The 18,562-nt window shown below is 33.8% G+C and carries 18 protein-coding genes; 5 read left to right on the forward strand and 13 right to left on the reverse strand.

The genetic code is table 11. The annotated features are described in order from the left end of the window. Nucleotides 1-40 precede the first annotated feature (40 nt). Together GQR98_RS08745 and GQR98_RS08750 are read left to right on the forward strand one after the other, a co-directional pair. Nucleotides 41-775: a LytR/AlgR family response regulator transcription factor gene (locus GQR98_RS08745; RefSeq protein ID WP_159019178.1), complete on the forward strand. Its 735-nt coding sequence runs from the start codon at nt 41-43 to the stop codon at nt 773-775. A gap of 50 nt (nt 776-825) precedes the next feature. Beyond that, nucleotides 826-1,341: a gamma carbonic anhydrase family protein gene (locus tag GQR98_RS08750; protein WP_159019179.1), complete on the forward strand. Its 516-nt coding sequence runs from the start codon at nt 826-828 to the stop codon at nt 1,339-1,341. Nucleotides 1,342-1,358: 17 nt separating this feature from the next. Here the strand turns inward: GQR98_RS08750 and GQR98_RS08755 are convergent, their stop codons facing one another. The 10 genes from GQR98_RS08755 to GQR98_RS08800 form a co-directional block, all read right to left on the reverse strand. After that, nucleotides 1,359-2,651: an integrin alpha gene (locus tag GQR98_RS08755; RefSeq protein ID WP_159019180.1), complete on the reverse strand. Its 1,293-nt coding sequence runs from the start codon at nt 2,649-2,651 to the stop codon at nt 1,359-1,361. A 126-nt stretch (nt 2,652-2,777) separates the two neighbouring features. Next, nucleotides 2,778-3,557: a glutamate racemase gene (gene murI, locus GQR98_RS08760; protein WP_159019181.1), complete on the reverse strand. Its 780-nt coding sequence runs from the start codon at nt 3,555-3,557 to the stop codon at nt 2,778-2,780. 1 nt (nt 3,558) lies between these two features. Then, the gene (gene def / locus GQR98_RS08765) at nt 3,559-4,194 is read right to left on the reverse strand and encodes a peptide deformylase (RefSeq protein ID WP_159019182.1); all 636 of its coding nucleotides are present in this window, start codon (nt 4,192-4,194) and stop codon (nt 3,559-3,561) included. 33 nt (nt 4,195-4,227) lie between these two features. After that, nucleotides 4,228-5,505 carry a rod shape-determining protein RodA gene (rodA, locus tag GQR98_RS08770; protein WP_159019183.1) on the reverse strand — a complete coding sequence of 426 codons (1,278 nt, stop codon included), beginning with the start codon at nt 5,503-5,505 and terminating at the stop codon, nt 4,228-4,230. Further along, a complete protein-coding gene (gene mrdA, locus GQR98_RS08775; RefSeq protein ID WP_159019184.1) occupies nt 5,505-7,442 on the reverse strand; it encodes a penicillin-binding protein 2 in 1,938 nt (645 codons plus the stop codon). The genes rodA and mrdA overlap by 1 nt, the downstream gene beginning before the upstream one ends. Beyond that, on the reverse strand, nt 7,439-7,945 hold the full coding sequence (locus GQR98_RS08780; RefSeq protein WP_042504329.1) for a hypothetical protein: 507 nt from the start codon (nt 7,943-7,945) through the stop codon (nt 7,439-7,441). Before GQR98_RS08780 ends, mrdA begins: the two co-directional genes overlap by 4 nt. After that, a complete protein-coding gene (gene mreC / locus GQR98_RS08785; protein ID WP_042496993.1) occupies nt 7,938-8,759 on the reverse strand; it encodes a rod shape-determining protein MreC in 822 nt (273 codons plus the stop codon). Before mreC ends, GQR98_RS08780 begins: the two co-directional genes overlap by 8 nt. A gap of 24 nt (nt 8,760-8,783) precedes the next feature. Beyond that, nucleotides 8,784-9,812 carry a rod shape-determining protein gene (locus GQR98_RS08790; protein ID WP_042496995.1) on the reverse strand — a complete coding sequence of 343 codons (1,029 nt, stop codon included), beginning with the start codon at nt 9,810-9,812 and terminating at the stop codon, nt 8,784-8,786. Nucleotides 9,813-10,006: 194 nt separating this feature from the next. After that, the gene (gene purH, locus GQR98_RS08795) at nt 10,007-11,539 is read right to left on the reverse strand and encodes a bifunctional phosphoribosylaminoimidazolecarboxamide formyltransferase/IMP cyclohydrolase (protein WP_159019185.1); all 1,533 of its coding nucleotides are present in this window, start codon (nt 11,537-11,539) and stop codon (nt 10,007-10,009) included. Nucleotides 11,540-11,792: 253 nt separating this feature from the next. Then, nucleotides 11,793-12,248, reverse strand: coding sequence for a GAF domain-containing protein (locus GQR98_RS08800; RefSeq protein ID WP_159019186.1), 456 nt, complete (start codon nt 12,246-12,248; stop codon nt 11,793-11,795). A gap of 69 nt (nt 12,249-12,317) precedes the next feature. Here GQR98_RS08800 and xrtF point away from each other — a divergent pair, with 69 nt between their 5' ends. Both xrtF and GQR98_RS08810 read left to right on the forward strand, forming a co-directional pair. Continuing rightward, nucleotides 12,318-12,869: an exosortase family protein XrtF gene (xrtF, locus tag GQR98_RS08805; RefSeq protein WP_159019187.1), complete on the forward strand. Its 552-nt coding sequence runs from the start codon at nt 12,318-12,320 to the stop codon at nt 12,867-12,869. Continuing rightward, nucleotides 12,862-13,299 carry an exosortase F system-associated membrane protein gene (locus tag GQR98_RS08810; RefSeq protein WP_159019188.1) on the forward strand — a complete coding sequence of 146 codons (438 nt, stop codon included), beginning with the start codon at nt 12,862-12,864 and terminating at the stop codon, nt 13,297-13,299. The genes xrtF and GQR98_RS08810 overlap by 8 nt, the downstream gene beginning before the upstream one ends. A gap of 136 nt (nt 13,300-13,435) precedes the next feature. Here GQR98_RS08810 and GQR98_RS08815 read toward each other — a convergent pair whose 3' ends face one another. The 3 genes from GQR98_RS08815 to GQR98_RS08825 all read right to left on the reverse strand — a co-directional run bounded on the left by GQR98_RS08815 (nt 13,436) and on the right by GQR98_RS08825 (nt 17,301). After that, complete coding sequence (locus GQR98_RS08815) at nt 13,436-15,472, reverse strand: M3 family metallopeptidase (RefSeq protein ID WP_159019189.1); 2,037 nt, start codon at nt 15,470-15,472, stop codon at nt 13,436-13,438. Between the two features lie 160 nt (nt 15,473-15,632). After that, the gene (gene purE, locus GQR98_RS08820; RefSeq protein ID WP_042497002.1) at nt 15,633-16,115 is read right to left on the reverse strand and encodes a 5-(carboxyamino)imidazole ribonucleotide mutase; all 483 of its coding nucleotides are present in this window, start codon (nt 16,113-16,115) and stop codon (nt 15,633-15,635) included. Between the two features lie 31 nt (nt 16,116-16,146). Beyond that, nucleotides 16,147-17,301, reverse strand: coding sequence for a 5-(carboxyamino)imidazole ribonucleotide synthase (locus GQR98_RS08825; RefSeq protein ID WP_159019190.1), 1,155 nt, complete (start codon nt 17,299-17,301; stop codon nt 16,147-16,149). Between the two features lie 138 nt (nt 17,302-17,439). Here GQR98_RS08825 and GQR98_RS08830 point away from each other — a divergent pair, with 138 nt between their 5' ends. Then, nucleotides 17,440-18,549, forward strand: coding sequence for an adenylate kinase (locus GQR98_RS08830; protein ID WP_159019191.1), 1,110 nt, complete (start codon nt 17,440-17,442; stop codon nt 18,547-18,549). The last annotated feature ends 13 nt before the right edge of the window (nt 18,550-18,562 follow it).

Genomic DNA, 18,562 nt, shown 5'->3' on the forward strand with positions numbered 1-18,562 from the left:
AATAGTTCTGCTGAAAATATTCAACTTAAAATTTATATATATGAAATTAACCGCCATAATTGTTGAAGACGAAGAAACCAGTAGAGAAATTCTAAAAAATTATCTCAAAAAGTACTGCCCAAATGTTGTTGTTTTAGGTGAAGCATCAAACGTGGAGGAGGCTTTGGTTTTAATTCGAAATAACGATTTGGATTTGGTCTTTTTAGATGTTGAAATGCCTTATGGAAATGCTTTCGATTTATTGGATAAGGTAGGCGATGTTAATTTTGAAACCGTATTTGTAACAGCCTATAATCATTATGCCATAGAGGCTTTAAATGCCCATGCGAGTTATTATTTAATGAAACCTATTTCTATTGATGAACTTATAAAGGCAGTAGATTACGTTACTGAAATAAGAACTAAGGAAAATGCGTTACAAGATGAAGTGTTAGTGCCTAAAACCAATAATATTAGTGGGAAAATAACGATTCCGCAAATCGATGGATTCGAAATTCTGAACACTGCAGATATTTTGTATTGCAAAGCCGATGATAATTATACAGAAATTTATTTGAACAATAATAAAAAGAAACTAGTTAGTAAAACACTTAAGTATTTTGAAGATGCTTTAACGGAATCTACTTTTGCTCGGGTGCATAAATCGTATTTGGTAAATGTAAACGAAGTTGTAAAATACTTAAAAGGAAAGGGCGGAAGTGTTTTACTTAGCAACGGAAAGGAAATTATGGTTTCAGCGTCTAAAAAAGCTCAGTTATTATCTTATTTTAAATAGTTTTACAATATTATTTCCGCGAAAGCGTAACCTTAAAAACTCAATTTATTATGCCTATTATAAAAACTATAAACGGAAAAACACCTCAATTACCAAGCGATTGTTACATAGCAGAAAATGCTGTAATAGTTGGCGATGTTACTGTTGGAACACAATGTAGTATTTGGTTTAGTTCCGTAATTCGTGGCGATGTGCATTACATAAAAATGGGTAACAAGGTAAACGTTCAAGATGGTGCGGTAATACATGCTACGTATCAAAAATCGCCAACAACTATAGGTAATAATGTATCTATTGGGCATAATGCCATTGTACATGGGTGCACTATTCACGATAATGTTTTGGTTGGAATGGGTAGTATCATTATGGACGATTGCGTAATTGAAAGTAATAGCATTATTGCAGCTGGAGCTGTGGTTACCAAAAATACGCGTGTAGAATCGGGTAGTATTTATGCCGGTGTACCTGCTAAAAAAGTTAAAGATATTAGCGAAGAATTGATCTCGGGAGAAATAAATCGTATAGCCGATAATTACATTAAATATTCGAGTTGGTTTAAAGAATAGTTTTTTTGAATGTGAAGTTATTGTGGTCTGAAAAACAAGGTGTACATGGTGCCAGTTGTTCCTGCACCACCGCCAAAATTTATAGCCATAGAACCATCTCCTTTTAAATCACCTCCATAAGAAATTGAACGAGAAAAACGGCCTTCGGCTTCTAATGTGAGGTTAAAACCGCCTTCGGTATTATTTATTCTATCGAACGATTTTACAGTTTTATCGGCGTTTAAATACAGTACATAACCCCAACCTTCGTATTGTTGGTTTGCACCCGTAACTAAATCTGCTATACCATCGCCATCTATATCGCCAGGTGCACACATGGCATGACCTAAGTTGGCTCCAAAAGTTCCGTTAGGATTAATATCCGTAACTAATTCATCTGTAAAGCCATTTAACCCTTCTGTTATTTTTGTTTTAGATACAACGTTGTAAGTTGTAGAATCTAAAGATAGAATCCAGATGGCACCTTTTCCTCCATCGGACATAAAAGCGCCTACGGCTAATTCTTTATTGCCATCATTATCGAGATCTCCAAGCATTGCAACTTCTCGACCACCAAACTGATCGTTATCTTCTAAACCATCGCCAAAACCACCTTGTGTTGAGCTAATGGTTACTTTGTTGGCATAAATTACTTGAGAATTGGCATTTAAAAATAAAATATCTATAGCGCCTCTATTACTGCCTCCGTCGTTAGAACCGGGAGCGCATGCTACTAAATCTATTCTTCCATCGTTATTTAAATCGCCTATAGAAGATAATCCATTGGCATTAATATTTTCGTTTTTCACAAAGTTTTTAACGGTACCATCGGCTTTTAGATGAATAATATATAAAGCATTATTTGGAGCAACGGGAGCAGCAACGGCAATGTCAGGAATGCCATCGTCATCATAATCTCCAATCCCTGCAACACCATAACCGAAAAAATTGCCTTCATTTAAAACTTCTGAAAAACCACCGGAAAGCATCGATATTTTTTGATTGGCTTTTACTGTTCCATCATTATTCATAAATAAAATGTAAACAGCTCCAGCATCGATTTCTCCATCATCATCAGATCGAGCGCCAACTACAAAGTCTATAACCCCATCACCATCAATATCACCAATTTTATCATGGTCGCGCCCAAAGCGATCTCCACTTTCTAAACTAGCGACTAAGCCTCCAGAACCTTCTGTGATAGTAACAGAGCCTTCAGGTTGATATTGTAATATGTTTTCAGGGATGACTTCTTCAGAATCATTTGAGTTTTCATTATTAGAACAAGATATAAACGTAAGTGCTACTAAAAGGACAGTTAGAATTTTCATGGTTTGTATTTAATTAATCATTAGACCTCTACTTTTATAAAAGGTTTAATCTACCGCGGTTTTACTAACTGCCAACCAATATTAGAGTGAAAGTTTGGAAATTATATCTTGAATTGTCCTTACTAATTAGAAATCGGCAATTTCAATATTGAATTTTTTATTTAACAGGGTATGCATCATTTCTGGATTACCGTTGGTTAAAAACCGATTTTCAGTAAGTTTCGTTGATGTATTTAATAAGTTGTTTTGTTGTAAAATAGCTTTAGTTTGGCGTGCTACGGCTTCACCGGAATCTATTATTTTCACGTGATTTGGTAGGATGTCGAGGAGTAATGGCATTAAATATGGGTAGTGCGTACAGCCTAAAACCAGATGGTCTATGTTGGCAGCTATCATGGGGCTGAGGTAGATTTTTAATAGTGATTTCATTTCTGAAGAATCTAATTTCCCGGATTCAATGAGGTCTACAATGCCTTCACCAACTTGTTCGATAATATGTATGCTTTTTGAAAATATCCCTGCTGTTTTTGAGAATAATGCGCTGCTTAATGTGCCCTGTGTTGCCAAGATACCGATGGCGTTTGTTTTGGTTTGTAGGGCTGCTGGTTTAATGGCGGGTTCTATGCCTATAAACGGAATTTTGTATTGGTAACGCAGATAATCTATAGCATTTGTGGTTGCTGTATTGCAAGCTACTACTATTATTTTACAGTTTTGATTGAGTAAATATTCGGTGTTTTTTATGCTTAAATCTATAATGGCATCTTTGCCTTTAGAGCCGTAAGGCGCGTGTTTGCTATCGGCTAAATAAAGCGTGTTCTCGTTTGGTAAAAGCGCGTTAATTTCTTTCCAGATGGAAGTTCCTCCAACGCCAGAATCGAAAATGCCTATAGAGTTTTTATTCATTTTAAAGCTTGTTTTTTTTGGCGTCGCGTATTTCTTTTTCTAGATGGTCTAAATATAAAATGCCACTTAAATGATCTATTTCGTGTTGAAATATTACGGCTGTAAAATCGCTTATGGTTTCATGTTTATGTTCGGCATGCATGGTATCATATTCAATATCTATTGAAAAGGAACGACTATTAAGCATATCACTGCGGTTCGGGATGGATAAACAGCCTTCTTTTACCGATTGTTTTTCCGTTGAATATTTGGTGATTTGTGGATTTAAATAGACCTCGAACGGGTGGTTCTCTTTATCGAAACGCTGTACCCATATAATGTTTTTTAGAATACCTACCTGCGGAGCGGCAATACCAACACCCATAGATATGCTATCTCTAACTGTAGCGTAGAGTCTGCTAACAAAGGTTTTTAAAACAACGTTGTTTGGCGATGGTTTTACGAATGCACTTTTCGAACGTAGTAAAAGTGAATCTTTTTTATTGGTTATTTTAAAAACACACATGGGTGCTAAACTATCGGCACTTGAAATTAACTGCGTTTGCTCTTTAGAAAAAGTTTGATTAATAAGAGATTTGCTGCCAGAACAGCTAGCTAAAATGATTAGTAATAAAAGGGGGTATATTTTAGTTTTCATTAGAGTAAACATAATAAAATAAGAACGGTTAAACTACCATTCGTTTATTTTGTTGGAGTCTAATTTAATAAAAATAAAGATTAAAATAGTAAATGCCCAAAGTCCGGAGCCACCATAACTAAAAAGTGGTAATGGAATACCGATGGTTGGAATTAAGCCCATAACCATACCTATATTGATTAAAAAGTGGATAAATACAATGGCCGCAACTCCATAGCCATAAACACGACTGAATTGCGATTTTTGAAGTTCAGCTAAGTGTAATATACGCAGTAGTAATACTACAAAAACGATTACTACAAAGGAGCTGCCAAGAAAACCCCACTCTTCGCCAACGGTGCTGAAAATATAATCGGTATGCTGTTCTGGTACAAATTTACCAGTGGTACGTGTACCTTCCATAAAACCTTTACCAGAAAGACCGCCTGAGCTTATGGCTTTTTCCGATTCGTTTAGGTTGTAAGCAAAGGTTTGCTTCATTTTCTGAAGTTTGACAGGGTCTTTTTCTAAGCGTAACCAAAGACTTATTCTATCTTGTTGGTGCGGTTGTAAAATGCTTTGATAGAAGAATTTCACCCCAAATGAAACAGATAAGGCTGCTATTAAAACAAGTGATAATTGGTATATTCTAAGTTTTCTTTTATTAATAAAATGGTAAGAAATCACCACAATAATAGCAATTATTGATGTTATTATAGCTCCGAATTTTAAAGATAAAATAGAGAGTAATATGACTGAAACAGCAAGTGTTAAATAGTATTTTGGTAAGCCTTCGCGATACAAAACAAAGAAGAAAGCGCCATAAACAATGGTACTTCCGGTGTCGTTTTGTAGTAATACAAGAAAGGCAGGTGTTATAATTATAGCAAACGTTTTAATTTGATCGCTAAAGTTTTTAATGTTGGTGTTTAAATCACTAATATATTTGGCGACGGCCAAGGCTGTGGCTGTTTTTGCAAATTCACTAGGTTGCAACGTCATGCCTCCAATGGCATACCAAGATGTAGCTCCGTTTACGTTTTTACCGAATATAAAGAGCCCGACTAGGGATAACATGGATATAATATAGATGAGGCTAGAGAAACGTTCGTAGAACTTAGCATCTATAGCTAAGAGTAGTATAATTAAACCAAAGGTTAAAAAAATGAAAACAAGTTGTTTACCGAAGGGTTGAGAAAGATCGAAATAATCTAAAGTTACTCCGGTGTGTGATGCCGATAAAATATTAAGCCAACCAAAACCTACTAAAAGAAAAAATAGAAAGATAGTAATCCAATCGAATTTAAAATGTCTGTTAGTGTCTCTAACCATTAATTTGCTGTTTTATGTATTTTATTCAGCTCTGTTTTTAGTCGATTGTATTCCTTGTCTTCAACAATTTGCAAGCTTGTTTGTCCGTTAATTCTAAAAGGTTCACCAGAATAAGGTTTAGCATATTCGTTCTCTAAACTATGCTTTAAAAGCCACTCTTCTAAATCTTTTCGGGTAATTTCTTTTTTAATATGTTTTTCAATCATTAAACTGGCAATTCGTCCAGCAAAACGACTTCCCCAGTATCCGTTTTCAACAAAAACAGCAATAGCTATTTTAGGGTTATCTTTTGGTGCAAAGGCTAAAAATATAGAATGGTCGGTAAGCTGTGTTCTTACGCTATCAATTTTTACAAAGTTTTCTACAGTTCCAGTTTTTCCACAAATGTCAATATCTTTTACTTGTAAAGATGCTGCCGTACCTTGTTTGTAAACTTGTAGCATACCCTCGATAACAGGTTCGAAATTTTGCTTGTCTATAGTAGTTATTTTAGGTTTTGTAAATTGTTCTGGTAAAGTTTCGTTTTCAATACTTTTTATAATGTGTGGCGTAAAATAATGACCACGATTAGCAATCGCAGCAGCCATGTTTGCTAATTGAATTGGTGTTGTAGCAACTTCTCCTTGACCAATGGAATTAGAAATGGTGTAAGTAGAGTAGAAGGTGTTTGGATAGATATGTTTGTAATAAGCACGGTCTGGAATACGTCCTTTTTGACCTACATATAAATCGTTGTTTAAAAATTCACCTAACCCAAAACTTTTAGCATGATTACTCCAGGTATCAATACCTGCTGAAGCATTACCGTTTTTATCTAAAATTTTTCGGTATGTAGTAGCAAAGTATGCATTGCACGAGCGTTGTATACCAGAAATCATATCATTTCTAGTACCGCTGTGGCAGTGACATTTCATAAATCTATTTCCGTATTTATAACCTGCGTAACAGGTAACAGTTTCATCTGGAGTTACAACGCCTTCTTGTAAAGCGATTAAGGCATTCATTAATTTAAATGGTGATCCTGGCTCATAAACGCCTTGTAAACTTCTATTGAAAAGAGGTTTGGCAATAGAATCGTTATAGAGTTTGGTGAAATTTTTAGAACGATTTCTTCCTACTAAAATATTAGGATCGTAGGTTGGTGCTGCAACCATGGCTAAGATTTCTCCAGACGATGGTTCTATGGCAATAACACCACCACGTTTATTCTGCATAAGCAATTCGCCGTAGGCCTGTAAATCGGCATCAATTGTGATTTTAATGTCTTTACCTTGTTCTGGAGTAATATCGAATTCGCCATCTTTATACGGGCCGATATCTCGATTGAATCTATCTTTTTGAATAAATTTTAAACCTTTAACACCACGCAACGTTTCTTCATAAGAAGCCTCAATACCTTGTTTTCCGATAAGGTCACCCATTTTGTAGTAATCGTCACGATTTAGAATGGCATTGTTTACCTCTCCAATATCACCTAAAACGTTGGCGCCAATAGTGGTTTCGTAATGTCTAAGTGAACGTTTTTGAATGTAGAAACCTTTAAACTTGCGCATTTTTTCTTGTAACACAGCATAATCAGATTTTGATAAATGTGAAACAAAAACAGATGATAATCTTGGAGAATAACGACGTGCTTTGTTGTATGTTGAGATGAATTTTTCTTTATCAATTTTTAAAAGATTACAAAATTCTAAAGTATCTAGTGGTTCTACTTCGCGCGGAATCACCATGACATCGTATGATGGCTGATTGGAAACTAAAAGCTCCCCGTTTCTGTCGTATACAAAGCCTCTTTTTGGGTAATCCCATACTTTTCTAATGGCATTATCATCGTATAAACTGTCTGAATTCGAGCTGTACACTTGAAGATAAAAAAGCCTAGAAATAAATAAAACACCAACAAGAATGATGGAGATAAAAAGTAAAAATTGTCTCATTTCGTTTTCCTACTAAAAATAACTGTAATTAGAATAATCAATATAATACTGAATATACTTGAGAATAACGCCTTTTGAAGGATTAAAATTATTTTTGAAAAGTTAAATATTTCTAAACTAAACAAAACAAAGTGATGCACTATGGTTAATAATGAGATGTAGGTAAGTTTAGCACCAAAGTCTACGGTATTAAAACGGATGGTTTGGTGTTCGTAAATCATACCGAAAGATGATTTTAAAAGAATAGGACGAATGTAAGCGATAAATACGCATGCGGCTGCATGAACGCCTCCTGTATCTAGAAATAAATCAATCGACAATCCTAAGAAGAAACTAATAAAAATGATGACAATACGATTATTTCTAACCGGGAAAAATGCAATTAATAAAATATAGATATACGGATTTATATATCCTAAGAAATTAATGTGGTTGAATATTAATACTTGAAAAAGTACAAGTATAATAAACCGGCTAGCTTGGGCGAAAAAAACACTATTCATTGCTTATGCCGTTTAGAAGGTTTTTAATTTCAGGAAGATTGATGTTTTTTATAATGTAAACATGCTCAATATTCGTCATGTCGTTAAACAACAATACATTTATTTCGTAGTAATTCTCTGTGTTGTCTAGTTTGAAATCGTTAACGGTACCAATAGGAACGCCTTTAGGAAAAATAGAAGATAGGCCGGAGGTTACAATGGTATCTCCTGTTTTAAAGTTTGCAATTTTAGGGATATCTACTAATTGCGTAATTCTTGGGTTTTTTCCGTTCCATTTTAAAGATCCATAATGGTTGGTCTTTTTTAATTTGGCACTAATATTACTGGTTGTGTTTAATATTGAAATAACAGTTGCGAAATTTTTACTTGTTTTATTTACAATACCTAAAATACCTTTACTAGTAATAACTCCAAAATCTTCAAAAACACTATCGTTTTTACCTTTGTTTAAAAGTAAAACATTATCAGGTAAAGCATAACTGTTTTTGATAATGTTGGCCGAAGTAAATCTGTATTTATCATTAAAAGATAAGCTATCTATATAAACTGAATCTTTTGTAGCTTGGTTGTACAAAAGAGATTTTAGATGTCTGTTTTCTTCTGATAAAAGATTGTTTTGAGATCTTAAATTAAAGTAATCTGAAATATTATTTACAGAATTGTAAACACCACCAGTTAAAAAGTTAGCCGAGTTAATAAACTTACTTTTATGGTAGGAGTGTGACTGAATTGTAAAAACAATAGAAATGCTAAACAGCAACAAGAACAACAAAAAGTTTTTGTTTCTTATTAGAAAATTAATAATCTGTTGCATGGGTTATAGACCTATTTTATGCTTTTATTTTATCAATACACTTTTGTATTTAGGTAAGTTTTTAAGAGTGATACCTGTACCACGTACTACAGCACGCAACGGATCTTCGGCAATGTAAACCGGTAAATCTGTTTTTAAAGATAAACGCTTATCTAAACCACGTAACATAGAGCCACCACCAGCTAAATAAATACCAGTGTTGTAAATATCTGCAGCTAATTCTGGAGGTGTTTGAGATAAGGTTTCCATAACGGCATCTTCAATACGTAAAATAGATTTATCTAAAGCCTTAGCTATTTCTCTATATGAAATTGATACTTGCTTAGGTTTTCCTGTTAATAAATCACGTCCTTGAACGCTCATATCTTCTGGAGGTAATTCTAAATCTTCGGTAGCAGCACCAATTTGAATTTTTATTTTTTCAGCAGTACGTTCACCCACATATAAATTGTGTTGCGTACGCATGTAATAAACAATATCGTTTGTAAATACATCACCTGCAATTTTAACCGATTTGTCGCAAACAATACCACCAAGAGCAATAACAGCAATTTCTGTTGTACCACCACCTATATCCACAACCATGTTTCCTTTAGGTTGCATAATATCTACGCCAATACCAATTGCAGCAGCCATAGGTTCGTGAATTAAGTAAACTTCTTTACCATTAACACGTTCTGCACTTTCTTTTACTGCTCGCATTTCTACTTCTGTAATTCCAGAAGGAATACAAATTACCATACGTAAAGCAGGTGTGAAAAACTTCTTTTTTAATGCTGGTATGTTTTTAATAAACATACTAATCATTTGTTCCGAAGCATCAAAATCTGCAATAACACCATCTTTTAACGGACGGATGGTTTTAATATTTTCATGGGTTTTACCTTGCATTAAACTGGCTTCTTGCCCTACGGCAATAATTTTACCAGAAATTCTATCTCTTGCCACGATAGATGGTGCATCTACAACAACCTTATCATTATGAATAATAAGCGTGTTTGCGGTACCTAAATCTATGGCTATATCTTCGGTAAGGAAGTCAAAAAATCCCATGTGCTATTAATAATTAATTATGGTTTGAAATACGAATCCCGTAAAAGTACTAAAAGTTACTAAATATTCTGAGTTTTATAGGGCTCAAAATTTTGTTTACCAAATGTATTCTTAGATTATACGTAATTTATTAGTTTATGGACGGTTTAAACTTGCGTTTCCGGAAGAAACGAAGTTTAAACCGTCTATAGAATTTAGTGTTTAAAATGGCGTGTTCCTGTCATAACCATGGCTACATTGTTGCCGTTACAATAATCAATACTTAATTGATCTTTTATAGATCCACCTGGCTGAATTACCGAAGTAATACCTGCGTTTTTTGCTATTTCTACACAATCAGGGAAAGGGAAAAAGGCATCACTAGCCATAGCAGAACCGTTTAAATCGAATTTAAAAGTTTGTGCTTTATGTATGGCTTGCTCTAAGGCATCAACACGACTAGTTTGTCCTGTTCCACTTGCTAATAACGTTTTGTTTTTTGTTAAAACAATAGTATTAGATTTGGTATGCTTACAAATTTTAGATGCAAAAATTAAATCGTCTACTTGTTCGCTTGTTGGTGCTAAAGTTGTTACTGTTTTTAAATCTTCAGCCTGATCTGTAATGTTATTTCTATCTTGAACTAAAACGCCGTTTAAACAACTTCTAACGTTTGTTTGTGGCATTTCAATATCATGTATTTCTAATAAAATTCTGTTCTTTTTACCTTTAAGAGTTTCTAGCGCTTCCGCAGAAAAAGAAGGTGCGATAACAACCTCACAGAATAATTTGTGTATTTCTTCAGCTGTAGCTAAATCAATTTCTTTATTACTAATTAAAACACCACCAAAAGCAGAAACAGGGTCTCCAGCTAAAGCATCTACATAAGCTTGGTGAAGTGTGTCACGTTGTGCTAAACCACAAGCATTATTGTGTTTTAATACAGCAAATGTGGGTGCGTCATTTTTAAACTCGTTCATTAAATTAACAGCGGCATCAACATCTAAAAGGTTGTTGTAACTTAATTCTTTTCCGTGAAGTTTAGTGAATAACTCATCGAAGTTTCCGAAGAAAAATCCTTTTTGGTGTGGGTTTTCACCGTAACGTAACGTTTTACCGTTAGTCTCGCTTATTTTTAAAACTGTTTCTTCATTGTTTTGGTTGAAGTAGTTAAAAATAGCAGTATCGTAATGAGAAGATACGTTGAATGCTTTTCCTGCAAAACGTTTTCTGTTTTCTTCTGAAATGCTTCCGTTATTTTCTGAAATAAGATCTAAAAATTCAGCATAATCATCAACTGAAGATACACAGATAACATCTGAATAATTTTTAGCAGCAGCACGAATTAAAGAAATTCCTCCAATATCAATTTTTTCAATAATATCTTGAGTATTTGCTCCAGAAGCTACTGTTTTTTCAAAAGGATATAAATCAACAATTACAACATCAAGTTGTGGGATATTATATTCGGCTAATTCAGCAACATCACCATCATGGTTTTGTCTGTTTAAAATACCACCAAAAACTTTTGGGTGTAATGTTTTTACACGACCACCAAGAATAGAAGGGTATGATGTAACATCTTCTACAGGAACAACGTCTATACCTAAATCGTTAATAAATTTTTCAGTACCACCGGTAGAATAAATGGTTACGCCTTGTTCGTTTAACTTTCTTACAATTGGTTCTAATCCGTCTTTACTAAATACTGAAATTAGTGCCGATTTAATGGTTTTTTCGTTGCTCATTGGTGTTGTGTTGTGTTTAAGAGTGCTTTTTTATGTGAAATTTTGTTGTTTTTCAGTCTTTTACGCTGAAAATTTAAAATATTTGCAAAAGTACTTATTTAGTTTAAAAAATGGGTTGTGAAATAATAAAAAAGACGCTTCAGTTTTTAACTAAAAACAGAAGTTGTTAACAAGTGGAATGCAAAACACAAACACCACATGTTAACAACTTAAATAAACTTACTGTATTTTAATTCTTTAATAGAAAATTCTACTAAAGTATAGTTGCAACTTGCTCGCAAACAAACTCCAGAAAACGTTCGTCCAATTCTGTAAAAGGGTCTGGTGTATTCGAGTCGATATCTATTTGGCCAATGTTTTCGCCATTAACAAAAATGGGAACTACTATTTCGGCTTTAACAGTAATGCTGCAAGCAATATAATTATCTTGAGCAGCAACATCTGGCACAACAAAATTTTCGTTGCTAACGGCTACTTGTCCGCAAATACCTTTTCCAAAAGGAATTACAGTATGGTCTGTTGGTGCACCAACATAAGGACCTAAAAGTAGCTCTTCTTTTTCGCCGTTTCTAAAATAGAAACCGACCCAGTTATAATATGTTATGTTTTTATCGAGTAGTTCGCATATTTTTAATAGACGCTCGTTTTTATCTAGGTCTTGGTTAGAAATAATTGCTGATACTTGGGGTTTTAGAGTTTCTAAAATCATAATTTGAAAAGTTTTGGCAAAAGTATTTAAAAAGATGTAATTTCGGTACTTTGTTTATAGCATTTTAATTTGAAAACACTCTTTGTAAAATACAGGTCGGTAATAAAGTTTATACTTACATTTTTGTTGGTGTACTTATCACTTTCTATAATTTATAAATTTTATTTACAATTTTCTGATGGTTCCGAGTTTTATCCAGATTATTTCACGCATTTGGTTGGCGAGCAAAGTAAAGATTTGCTAAACACATTTGGCTATGCTACCGAAATGGTGCCACATCTAGAAGAGCCTTCTTTAAAGGTAATGATAGGTAATATCTATGTGGCCCGAGTTATTGAGGGGTGTAACGGATTAAGCGTGTTAATTTTATTTATTTCTTTTATTGTTGCATTTTCAGGAAGATTGAAAGCTACACTTTTGTATCTGCTTTCAGGGAGTGTAATTATCTATGTGGTTAATGTTTTGCGTATTGTAATATTATCGATTTGGCTTTATAAATACCCAGAGCAATCGGAGTTTTTACATGCCGTAGTATTTCCAGCTATTATTTATGGTGTTGTATTTTTACTTTGGATTTTTTGGGTGAATCGTTTTTCTAAATTAAACCAAAAAAATGTCTAAACCGGTTAAATATTTTCTGCTTTTTATATTGATAATCGTATTGGTGTTAATTCGATGGTTTGAGAATGAATTATTTTACGATCCATATTTAACCTTCTTTCATAACGATTATTTGTATATCGATAGTCCGCGTAGAGAAGTGTTAAAATTAGTAGCTTTTACAGTTTTACGCTATGTTTTAAACGGTTTAGTTTCCTTAGGGGTTCTTTATGTGGTTTTTAAAGATAGAAGCATTATAAAGTTTTCAACTTTGGTTTACGCTATGGCTTTTATTATTTTAATTTGTGGTTATTTGTACTTTGTTATCAACCCGAAACAAACCGATTACTACTTCTTTTTTAATTTAAGACGTTTTTTAATTCAGCCTGTAATTTTAATATTGTTACTGCCTGCTTTTTATTATTACAAACTTACCAAAGATTTAAAGTAGATTTTATTCTGAAGCAGTACAGGCTCGTTTATTTCTGTAGGAACACGTGGAGAAATTTAATTTTAAACACAAAAAAAAGGTGCTTATTTAGTTCGAAAACCTCATAAACACCTTAAGTTATTTTAATCTGTATTATCTATTTAATTAACCCAGCACGTTTTAATAAAGCTTCAGGTTTTGGCTCTTGACCTCTAAAACGTTTATAAAGTATCATTGGGTTTTCTGTTCCTCCTTGCGACAGTACGTTGTCTTTAAATTTGGTAGCAACTTCTTTATTGAAAATACCAGCTTCTTGAAAATATTCGAAAGCATCGGCATCTAAAACTTCAGCCCATTTATAACTGTAATATCCAGATGAATATCCACCTTGAAAAATATGAGAAAATGCGGTACTCATACAAGTTTCTTCTGTTTTAGGATATAAGTTGGTGTCTTTAAAGGCCTCAGTTTCAAAATCTTTAACATTAGAAATGTTTGATGGATCTTGTCCGTGCCATTTCATATCTAAAAGACCAAAACTTAACTGACGTAATGTTTGCATTCCTTGGTGAAAACTAGCTGAATCTTTTATTTTTTCAACTAAATCCATTGGGATAACTTCTCCAGTTTCATAATGTTTAGCAAACAATTCTAAAGCTTCTTTCTCGTAGCACCAGTTTTCCATAACCTGACTTGGCAATTCTACAAAATCCCAAAACACACTAGTTCCAGATAAGCTAGGGTAAGTAGTGTTAGCTAACATGCCGTGTAATGCGTGTCCAAATTCGTGAAATAGGGTAGTAACCTCGTTAAAGGTTAATAAAGATGGTTTGCTTTTTGTTGGTTTTGTAAAGTTGCAAACTATAGAAATATGCGGGCGGCTATTTTCGCCATCTACTACATATTGTGGTTTGTAAGATGTCATCCAAGCACCGTTTCTTTTTCCAGATCTTGGGAAGAAATCGGCGTAAAATATAGAAACTAAATCACCGTTTTTATCGGTAACCTTATACGTTAAAACATCTTCGTGATATTTATCAATAGTATCAATTTCTTCAAAACTTAAATCGAATAATTTGTTGGCCACCGTAAAAGCTCCATCAATTACATTTTCTAATTTAAAATATGGTTTCAGTTGTTCATCATCTAAACTGAATAATTTTTGTTTCAGTTTTTCAGAATAATAAGAGCCATCCCATTTTTCTAATTGGTCTATGCTATCTAATTCTTTTGCAAATTTCTCTAAGTGTTCAAACTCCTTTTTTGCAGCTGGTTTTGCTTTTTCTAACAACTCATTAGAAAAGTCTAAAACTTTTTCAGGGGTTTGCGCCATACGTTCTTCTAGAACAAAATGAGCATGCGTTTTGTATCCTAATAAGTTAGCGCGTTCGTGACGTAAGTTTACAATCTGTAATACAATATCTTGATTGTCTAAATCGTCACCTTTAAAGGCTTTGCTGCCTGCCGCTAAAGTTAGTTTTTTGCGTAACTCTCTATTGTCTGCATAGGTTACAAAAGGAATGTAACTTGGGTAATCTAGTGTGAATAACCAACCTTCTTTTTCTTTAGATTCTGCCAACTGTTTTGCAGCCTCTATTGTACCTTCTGGTAAACCAGCTAAATCTTTTTCGTCTACAACAAGCATTTCAAACTTATTGGTTTCAGCTAAAACATTTTCTCCGAATTTTAAACTTAGCTGACTCAGTTTTTTGTCTATTTCGCGTAATTTTTCCTTTTTGTCTTCAGGTAAATTGGCTCCGTTTCTAGAAAAACCTTTATATCTTTTATCTAATAAGGTTTGTTCTTCCGTAGTTAAATTTAGCTGGCTTTTATTATCGTAAACGGCCTTTACGCGCTTAAATAAGTCTTCGTTTAATGTAATGTCATTACCAAATTCTGATAATAAAGGAGAAACTTCTTGAGCTATTTTTTGGATAGTTTCATTCGTTTCTGCAGAATTTAAATTGAAAAATATACTCGAAATTCTATCTAATTGCTCTCCAGAAAAATCTAATGCTACAATGGTGTTTTCAAAACTAGGTGCTTCGGTATTGTTTACTATCGCGTCAATTTCAGCTTTGGCTTGCTTTATGGCTTCCTTAAAAGTAGGAAGATAGTCGTCGTTTTCAATAGCTGAAAAAGGCGCTACGTTGTATGGTGTTTGGAACGGGGTAATTAAAGATGCTTTTATCATTTTAATTAAATATAAGTTAAAATTATAATTTAGTATGTATGCATAGTAAATTATTGTAAATTTGCTGCAACAATTTTAGAGTGACTAACTCTTATAGGATTATTGTTAATAGCTAGAAAAACCTTGAAATTTATATTTCGAGGTTTTTCATTTTATAGTATTAGCTTAAATCTTTAGCCGATTCATTAACCTTTACTTTCAAGTCTTCTTTGTAAGCTATTATTTTTTCGCGAACATATAAATCGCTAGCTCCTAAAATTTGTGCTGCTAATATTCCTGCATTTTTTGCGCCATTTAAAGCAACTGTTGCAACAGGAACACCACCTGGCATTTGTAATATTGATAATACAGAATCCCAACCATCTATAGAATTACTGCTTTTTACAGGAACTCCAATTACTGGTAATGGTGATAGTGATGCAATCATGCCTGGTAAATGTGCAGCGCCACCAGCTCCGGCAATTATTACTGCAAAACCTCTGGTGTGTGCATTTTTTCCGTAGTCGAATAGTTTTTCTGGTGTACGGTGAGCCGATACAATATCAACTTCAACATCAACACCAAATCCTTTTAAAATATCTATCGCATCTTGCATTACTGGCAGGTCGCTTTTGCTTCCCATGATGACTCCTACTTTATTCATTTTTTATATGAATTAAATTTATAATTATGTTTTATTCTGAAATTACTCGGATGGATTTCTTAACCTCTTCGGCAATCCGTCTCGCTTCATTCAAATCTTCATTTACAATAGTGACATGTCCCATTTTTCTAAACGGACGTGTTTGTTTTTTGCCATAAATATGTGGTGTAACACCGTCCATATTCATTATTTTTTCTATGTTTTCGTAAACTACATTTCCGCTAAAGCCTTCGGCGCCAACAAGGTTAACCATAACACCGCCTACTTTGTTATCTGTGCGACCTAAAGGTAAATTTAAAACGGCACGAATATGCTGTTCAAATTGCGAGGTATAACTGGCTTCTATAGTTTGATGTCCCGAATTATGAGGTCTTGGAGCGACTTCGTTTATTAAAATATCATCATTTTCAGTTTGAAACATTTCAACAGCCAATAAACCAACATGGTTAATAGCCTCCGAAACTTTTAAGGCTACAGCTTCTGCTTTTTTAGCAACAGCAACATCTATGCGAGCAGGGCAAATAACATACTCTACTTGGTTGGCTTCTGGGTGAAATTCCATTTCTACTACAGGGTAAGTTTTGGTCTCTCCCGATGCATTTCTTGCAACAATTAAGGCCAATTCGTTTTTAAAGGGTACTAAGTTTTCTGCAATACATTCTACGTTAGGTAAATCTTTTAGATCGTCAGCGGTTCTAACAATTTTTACGCCAGTACCATCGTATCCAAACTGAGCACATTTCCAAACAAAAGGTAAGCTTAATCCGCCATGGTTTAGAGCTTCTTTTATTTCCGAAGTAAATGCAAAACGAGTAAAAGGTGATGTAGGAATGTTGTGATCTACATAAAATAATTTCTGCGTTGCTTTATTCTGGATAATACGTAATGTTTTTGCAGATGGATATACTTTTACGCCTTCTTTTTCAAGCGCTTCCAGGGCGTCGATGTTTACGTTTTCAATTTCAATAGTTAAGACATCTACTTGTTTTCCGAAGTTATAAACAGCATCATAATCCATTAAATCACCAAGGTGAAATTCGTCGCAGGCTGTTTTGCAAGGCGCCTCGTTGCTAGCTTCCAAAACACAGGTGTAAATATCAAATTTTCTGGTGTTGTAAAGTAACATTTTACCGAGTTGCCCACCACCTAAAATGCCGAGTTTAAAATGAGAAGAAAAGTAATTCATTTGCTTGTTTTTAACTAAAGTGTCCTAAATTGTAAGCAAAAATACGTTATAATCTTAAAATAGGCTTCAATTCATAAATCAAAAAAGCCTAAAACGTTAATCTATTGATTATCTTTGCAACTTCAAAAATTAATAACGGTGATAAAGTTACACGACAAATATTTTAAACCATTTATATCTGCTGCACAAATTGATGATGCACTAGCTAGAATGGCCGATGAGATTGCGAATGATATTGGTGACGAAGTTCCTGTATTTATCGGTATCTTAAACGGTTCGTTTATGGTGGTAAGCGATTTTGTTAAAAAATATCCAAAACCTTGTGAGGTTACTTTTATCAAATTAGCATCATACGAAGGTGTGAAATCTACCGAAGATATTCAACGTTTAATTGGGCTAACCCAAGATTTGTCTGGCCGCACTGTTGTAATTTTAGAAGATATTATAGATACCGGAAATACGCTTGCCGAAGTACATCGTATTTTTAAAAACGAGAATGTTAAGGCTTTAAAAATTGCTACTTTATTTTACAAGCCTGAGGCCTATAAAAAAGACTTTAAACTACATTATGTTGGTATAGAAATCCCTAATAAATTTATTGTAGGCTACGGCTTAGATTATGATGGTTTAGGAAGAAATTTACCAGAAGTATATCAAATAAAAGAAACACAACACATGACAAATTTAGTGCTATTTGGCCCTCCAGGAGCAGGCAAAGGAACACAAGCAAACTTTTTAAAAGAAAAATACAACTTGGTACACATTTCTACCGGTGATGTTTTTCGATTCAATATTAAAAACGAAACAGCTCTCGGTATGTTAGCAAAATCGTTTATAGATAAAGGAGAGTTGGTTCCAGACCAAGTAACTATTGATATGTTAAATGCTGAAGTTGAAAAAAATGCCGATGCAAATGGGTTTATTTTCGACGGTTTTCCTAGAACAAATGCACAAGCAGAATCTCTAGATAAATTAATGGAAGCTAAAGATTCGCAAATTAACGCAATGATTGCGCTAGAGGTAGACGATGAGATTTTGGTTGGTCGTTTATTAGAAAGAGGAAAAACAAGCGGAAGACCTGATGATGCCGATGAATCTATTATAAGAAATAGAATTACCGAGTATTATAACAAAACTGCTATTTTAAAAGATTACTACAACGCACAAGAGAAATATTTTGGTGTTGATGGTGTTGGTAGTATTGAAGATATTACTGTGCGTTTAAGTACGGCAATTGATAAGTTGTAACGCAAATAGAAAA

This window comes from Algibacter sp. L3A6, from assembly GCF_009796825.1.
Lineage (GTDB): Bacteria > Bacteroidota > Bacteroidia > Flavobacteriales > Flavobacteriaceae > Algibacter.

What these genes read in the sequence shown, in the direction of transcription:
- GQR98_RS08745 (WP_159019178.1), top strand. Translation starts at nt 41, where the DNA reads ATGAAATTAACCGCCATAATTGTTGAAGACGAAGAAACCAGTAGAGAA.
- GQR98_RS08750 (WP_159019179.1), top strand. Translation starts at nt 826, where the DNA reads ATGCCTATTATAAAAACTATAAACGGAAAAACACCTCAATTACCAAGC.
- GQR98_RS08755 (WP_159019180.1), bottom strand. Translation starts at nt 2,651, where the DNA reads ATGAAAATTCTAACTGTCCTTTTAGTAGCACTTACGTTTATATCTTGT.
- murI (WP_159019181.1), bottom strand. Translation starts at nt 3,557, where the DNA reads ATGAATAAAAACTCTATAGGCATTTTCGATTCTGGCGTTGGAGGAACT.
- def (WP_159019182.1), bottom strand. Translation starts at nt 4,194, where the DNA reads ATGAAAACTAAAATATACCCCCTTTTATTACTAATCATTTTAGCTAGC.
- rodA (WP_159019183.1), bottom strand. Translation starts at nt 5,505, where the DNA reads ATGGTTAGAGACACTAACAGACATTTTAAATTCGATTGGATTACTATC.
- mrdA (WP_159019184.1), bottom strand. Translation starts at nt 7,442, where the DNA reads ATGAGACAATTTTTACTTTTTATCTCCATCATTCTTGTTGGTGTTTTA.
- GQR98_RS08780 (WP_042504329.1), bottom strand. Translation starts at nt 7,945, where the DNA reads ATGAATAGTGTTTTTTTCGCCCAAGCTAGCCGGTTTATTATACTTGTA.
- mreC (WP_042496993.1), bottom strand. Translation starts at nt 8,759, where the DNA reads ATGCAACAGATTATTAATTTTCTAATAAGAAACAAAAACTTTTTGTTG.
- GQR98_RS08790 (WP_042496995.1), bottom strand. Translation starts at nt 9,812, where the DNA reads ATGGGATTTTTTGACTTCCTTACCGAAGATATAGCCATAGATTTAGGT.
- purH (WP_159019185.1), bottom strand. Translation starts at nt 11,539, where the DNA reads ATGAGCAACGAAAAAACCATTAAATCGGCACTAATTTCAGTATTTAGT.
- GQR98_RS08800 (WP_159019186.1), bottom strand. Translation starts at nt 12,248, where the DNA reads ATGATTTTAGAAACTCTAAAACCCCAAGTATCAGCAATTATTTCTAAC.
- GQR98_RS08810 (WP_159019188.1), top strand. Translation starts at nt 12,862, where the DNA reads ATGTCTAAACCGGTTAAATATTTTCTGCTTTTTATATTGATAATCGTA.
- GQR98_RS08815 (WP_159019189.1), bottom strand. Translation starts at nt 15,472, where the DNA reads ATGATAAAAGCATCTTTAATTACCCCGTTCCAAACACCATACAACGTA.
- purE (WP_042497002.1), bottom strand. Translation starts at nt 16,115, where the DNA reads ATGAATAAAGTAGGAGTCATCATGGGAAGCAAAAGCGACCTGCCAGTA.
- GQR98_RS08825 (WP_159019190.1), bottom strand. Translation starts at nt 17,301, where the DNA reads ATGAATTACTTTTCTTCTCATTTTAAACTCGGCATTTTAGGTGGTGGG.